The sequence below is a fragment of the Mesorhizobium sp. M7A.F.Ca.ET.027.03.2.1 genome (genome assembly GCF_003999175.1).
GTDB lineage: Bacteria > Pseudomonadota > Alphaproteobacteria > Rhizobiales > Rhizobiaceae > Mesorhizobium.
Genome location: NZ_RZOM01000456.1, coordinates 1 through 4,652, shown reverse-complemented (window position 1 = coordinate 4,652; position 4,652 = coordinate 1). Strand labels below are relative to the sequence as shown.

The 4,652-nt window shown below is 62.1% G+C and carries 7 protein-coding genes; 5 read left to right on the top strand and 2 right to left on the bottom strand.

Going from position 1 to position 4,652, the window contains the following annotated elements:
- The coding region (locus tag EN750_RS19595) for an FAD-dependent oxidoreductase (protein WP_189526325.1) at positions 1-241 on the bottom strand (241 nt) is incomplete at its 3' end.
- Between the two features lie 98 nt (positions 242-339).
- Here EN750_RS19595 and tesB point away from each other — a divergent pair.
- The 4 genes from tesB (at position 340) to EN750_RS19575 (ending at position 3,754) form a co-directional block, all read left to right on the top strand.
- Positions 340-1,215 carry an acyl-CoA thioesterase II gene (gene tesB / locus EN750_RS19590; RefSeq protein ID WP_127397385.1) on the top strand — a complete coding sequence of 292 codons (876 nt, stop codon included), beginning with the start codon at positions 340-342 and terminating at the stop codon, positions 1,213-1,215.
- A 217-nt stretch (positions 1,216-1,432) separates the two neighbouring features.
- On the top strand, positions 1,433-1,771 hold the full coding sequence (locus tag EN750_RS19585; protein ID WP_127397384.1) for a P-II family nitrogen regulator: 339 nt from the start codon (positions 1,433-1,435) through the stop codon (positions 1,769-1,771).
- A 31-nt stretch (positions 1,772-1,802) separates the two neighbouring features.
- Positions 1,803-3,224, top strand: a complete 1,422-nt coding sequence (locus tag EN750_RS19580; RefSeq protein WP_127267327.1) for an ammonium transporter — start codon at positions 1,803-1,805, stop codon at positions 3,222-3,224.
- 254 nt (positions 3,225-3,478) lie between these two features.
- On the top strand, positions 3,479-3,754 hold the full coding sequence (locus EN750_RS19575; protein ID WP_127267328.1) for a hypothetical protein: 276 nt from the start codon (positions 3,479-3,481) through the stop codon (positions 3,752-3,754).
- Between the two features lie 88 nt (positions 3,755-3,842).
- Here EN750_RS19575 and EN750_RS19570 read toward each other — a convergent pair whose 3' ends face one another.
- Entirely contained in the window at positions 3,843-4,193 is a 351-nt protein-coding gene (locus EN750_RS19570; protein ID WP_245482746.1) for a hypothetical protein, read from the bottom strand.
- Between the two features lie 225 nt (positions 4,194-4,418).
- On the opposite strand from EN750_RS19570, the gene EN750_RS19565 reads away from it, so the two are divergent.
- On the top strand, positions 4,419-4,652 hold a 234-nt coding region (locus EN750_RS19565), incomplete at its 3' end, for a DNA translocase FtsK 4TM domain-containing protein (RefSeq protein WP_145967776.1).

Genomic DNA, 4,652 nt, shown 5'->3' with positions numbered 1-4,652 from the left:
CACCTGCTGGCGCCTTGCAAAGGGATGGCCGCGCCTCGGCGGCGATGGCCGAGGCGCGGCCATCCCTTTGCCAGGCGCCAGCAGGTGCGGCATCGACGAGAGCGATGGCGAGACCCGGTCGCGCCTGCTTCAGCGACACGGCGGCGGCCAGGCCGACGTAGCCGGCGCCGGCGACCAGGACATCGAGCCCAGATACTGTTTTCGCGTTTGGCCCGGTTTTCGTGTCCGCCTTGCGTTCCATCATCTTCGCTCCTGCGCGCCGGCCGGGTCCTGCACCCTTGACTGCCTGTCCGTCCTGTCGGAAACCGCCATAACACTTCTGCGGCGAGGGCGCGAAATATGACGGCAGCCATGGACGAGCTTCTCGGCATTCTCGACCTCGAGAAGCTGGAACACAATCTGTATCGTGGTCGCAGCCCCTTGCTCGACTGGCAGCGCGTGTTCGGCGGCCAGACCATCGCCCAGGCGCTGGTGGCGGCGCAGCGGACAGTGGATCCCGATCGGCACGTGCATTCGCTGCACGGCTATTTCATGCGGCCCGGCGACACCAAGGTGCCGATCGTCTACGAGGTCGACCGTATTCGCGACGGCGGCTCCTTCACCACGCGGCGCGTGGTGGCGGTCCAGCACGGCCAGGCGATCTTTTCGCTCGAAGCCTCGTTCCAGCAGGACGAGGTCGGTCTCGAGCACCAGGTGCCGATGCCGCAGGACGTTCCGGGGCCGGACACATTGCTGTCGCAACGCGAATTGCTGGGCAAATTCGCCGAGGCGGTGCCCGATGGCATCAAACGCTACTGGGAGCGCGACCGGCCGATCGAGATGAAGCCGGTGATGCTGAAGCATTACACCAGCCGCGAAAAGCTGGAGCCGAAGCAGAATATCTGGATCCGCACCACAGGTCCGGTGCCGGCGGACCGCGCCATCCAGGCGGCGGTGCTCGCCTATCTTTCCGACATGACGCTGCTCGACACATCGACCTTTGCGCATGGCCGCGCCATTTTCGATCGCGATATCCAGGCGGCGAGCATTGACCACGCCATGTGGTTCCATCGCAGCCATGCGCTCGACGACTGGATGCTCTACACGCAGGACAGCCCGTCGACACAGGGGTCGCGCGGCTTTACACGCGGGTCGCTGTTTGCCCGCGACGGCACGCTGATCGCCTCGGTTGCGCAGGAAGGGCTGATCCGGCTCAAGCGATCGCCTGCAGAGTAGGCATTTTTCAAAAATTGCCTAAGTTTTAGGCAGATGCATCGCTGCAGCTGTGGGCAGGTTGCGTCGGTGTGCTCTCTAATCTCTTTGTTTACAACGGGTTAACACCCTGCTTCGGCACTTGGCACGGAGCTTGAATCCTCGTGGGCACTCTCCGGCTTTTTAGGATCGGTGAAGGTGTGCAAACGCGGGGGACCGCAACAGCGAAGGGTGAAACCTTATGAAAATTGTGATGGCAATCATCAAGCCGTTCAAGCTCGACGAGGTACGCGAAGCGCTTACCGCCGTCGGCATCCAGGGCCTGACCGTCACCGAAGTCAAAGGCTACGGGCGTCAGAAAGGGCATACGGAGATCTATCGCGGGGCGGAATACGCGGTCAGCTTCCTGCCGAAGATCAAGATCGAAGTCGCCGTCAGTTCCGACATGGTGGACAAGGCTGTCGAGGCCATCTCCGCCGCCGCCAAGACCGGCCAGATCGGCGACGGCAAGATCTTCGTTTTCGGCATCGATCAGGCGGTGCGCATCCGCACCGGCGAAACAGACACCGACGCGCTCTGAGCGGCGATCACGTATTCCAATGGAGAGTTCAATGAATATTCCTTCCACCTTGAAGTCAGCGGCGCGCTCCGCGCTGCTCGGCTCGTTCGCGCTCGGAGCATTGGGCACGGTCGCCGCATTCGCGCAGGAAGCGGCTCCCGCCGCGGCCGCAGCAGCGCCAGCTTTCACCGTCGACAAGGGCGACACCACGTGGATGATGGTTTCCACCGTTCTGGTGCTGTTGATGACGGTTCCCGGTCTTGCGCTTTTCTACGGCGGCCTGGTTCGCAGCAAGAACATGCTGTCAGTGCTGATGCAGGTCTTCACCATCACCAGCGTGGTCATGATCATCTGGGTTTTCTACGGCTACAGCCTCGCCTTCACCCCGGGCAACGCCTTCGTCGGCGGCCTTTCCAAGATGTTTCTCTCCGGCGTCGATGTGACGACCCTGTCGGAAACCTTTACCAAGGGTGTCGCCATTCCTGAACTGGTGTTCGTCGTCTTCCAGATGACCTTCGCCTGCATCACGCCGGCTCTGATCGTCGGCGCCTTCGCCGAACGCGTCAAATTCTCCGCTTTGATCCTTTTCGTCATCCTGTGGGTCACTTTCATCTACTTCCCGATTGCACATATGGTCTGGTTCTGGGGCGGCCCGAGCGCTTATAGCGATCCGACGGGCCTCATCTTCAGCTTCGGCGCCATCGACTTCGCCGGCGGCACGGTCGTTCACATCAATGCGGGCATTGCCGGCCTCGTCGGCGCGCTCATGATCGGCAAGCGCAGCGGCTACAAGAAGGATCTCATGGCGCCGCACTCGATGACGCTGACCATGGTCGGTGCTTCGCTGCTGTGGGTCGGCTGGTTTGGCTTCAACGCCGGTTCGAATCTTGAAGCGAACGCCTATGCGGTGCTGGCCATGATCAATACCTTCGTCGCCACGGCGGCGGCGGCGGTCACCTGGATCGTGCTTGAATCGCTGCTGCGCGGCAAAGCCTCCATGCTTGGTGCTGTTTCGGGTGCGGTGACCGGCCTCGTCGCCGTCACGCCCGCTGCCGGCTTTGCCGGCCCGATGGGCGCCATCGTGCTCGGCATCGTCGCCACCTTCGTCTGCTACTTCTTCGTCTCGGTGGTGAAGAACACGTTCGACTACGACGACAGCCTTGATGTCTTCGGCGTCCACTGCATCGGCGGCATCATCGGCGCGCTCGGCACAGGCATCCTGGTCAATCCTGCCCTCGGTGGCGCCGGCATTGTCGACTATTCGACGGCCGACTTTGCTGCCGGCTATGCCGGCACGGCCACCCAGCTCCTGGCGCAAGCCAAGGGTGTCCTGGTGACCCTGCTGTGGTCGGGCATCGGCAGCGCCATCCTCTACAAGATCGTCGACCTGATCATCGGCCTGCGTCCGACAGCCGACGCAGAGCGCGAAGGCCTCGACCTCACCTCGCATGGCGAAGCGGCCTACCACTCGTAAGCCCGTGCGGGACGGCATTGGCCGCCCCGCAATTCCTATCCCGTCGTGATGCTCCCGAAAGGAGTTCACGCATTGAGGCCCGGATCGCATCCGGGCCTCTTTTTTTGGCAAGTCATTCCGGCAATGCCCGCCTTGGCGCAATCACGTTCGTGTGATCAAGCTTTTTGAGGAAACAACGACCGCTCTGGTTCCGAACTGGGGGGACGATCGTCGTTCTGACGCTCGTGCCAAACAACAGGGAAGGAAACCATTTCATGAACCTCAAGAATATCTGCCTTGGAGCGCTCGCTCTTTCCATGGTCAGCGGCTTTGCATTTGCCGGCGCTCTGGATGAGCCCGACAACATGGCGCCGTTCTTCACGGATTCCGGCATGAAGACCATGAAGCCGATGGCGGATTTCAAGACCGCTTTCATGGCCATGCCGATGGAAAAGCAGGAAGCGATGAAGAAGGAATGCCAGGATGCGGCGATGAGCAAGCCGTATGCGGAATTCTGCGCCAATGTGCAGGCGCTCGGCGGCGCCAACTGATTTGTCCGGTCGGGCCGAGGCCCGATCTTTGTTCCAGACGACCAATGGCGGGCCCGGCAGTCCGCCATTGTTTCGGCAGGCGGCAGCTCTATCCGCCGGCGCCGTCGTCCATCATGGTGTTCGTCAGCGCTTCATACGCGCTGCTGCATGTCCGGGAATGCGGGCAATTCCTGACGATCAGCACAGGCGCCACTGTCAGGACCGCGGCGATCAAAACCCGCAGGCCGAGGCCTCGCACTGCAAATCCCTTGCCGAAAAGACCTCTGAACAGAAAATACAGGCCTTGTCCGAGGCAGGCTGTGGCGAGGATGTGCAGCAGCGGACCGGTCGCTCTGGCGAAGGTCGTCACATAGCCGTCCGGGAAGCCCACCATGCCGAGTTCGACGAACCAGTGCAAAGCGAGCAGCAAACTGAGCCCTGCCCAGGCCAGTGCCGCCACGCGAAGGAAGACGGGTTGCATGCCTCTACCCAAATTGGCGACCCCCCTTCGCCCACACTCGGCGCCATTCTTCGAGCAGCAAGCGGCTCAACCAGTGGTAACGAGGTTTGAGCGTCTCAACCTCTTATAGTTAATGCGCCCTTAACCTTCCCACCGATAGTCTGAGGCCCGAATCTGCCGGAATGCGCCACGCACCCGGCAAGTCCATGACAGACGGGGAAGAGCATGCGTTCAGGGGCTTCAGCACCGCTTGCGCTGGCCGATACGGGGCACGGCATCCAGGCGTTCGCGCGGCGTCAGGTCGGGCGGCTGGTCGGCGTCGGCCTGTTCGCGCTGGCCGCCTTTGGCGTTGCCAGCCTTGCCACCTGGAATGTCGCCGATCCGAGTTTTTCCCACGCGACGAACAACACCGTCACCAATGCCATGGGCTATGCGGGTGCCGTGTTCTCCGACCTGGCC

Coding starts and splice junctions, on each gene's coding strand:
- tesB (WP_127397385.1), top strand. CDS start 340: ATGACGGCAGCCATGGACGAGCTTCTCGGCATTCTCGACCTCGAGAAG.
- EN750_RS19585 (WP_127397384.1), top strand. CDS start 1,433: ATGAAAATTGTGATGGCAATCATCAAGCCGTTCAAGCTCGACGAGGTA.
- EN750_RS19580 (WP_127267327.1), top strand. CDS start 1,803: ATGAATATTCCTTCCACCTTGAAGTCAGCGGCGCGCTCCGCGCTGCTC.
- EN750_RS19575 (WP_127267328.1), top strand. CDS start 3,479: ATGAACCTCAAGAATATCTGCCTTGGAGCGCTCGCTCTTTCCATGGTC.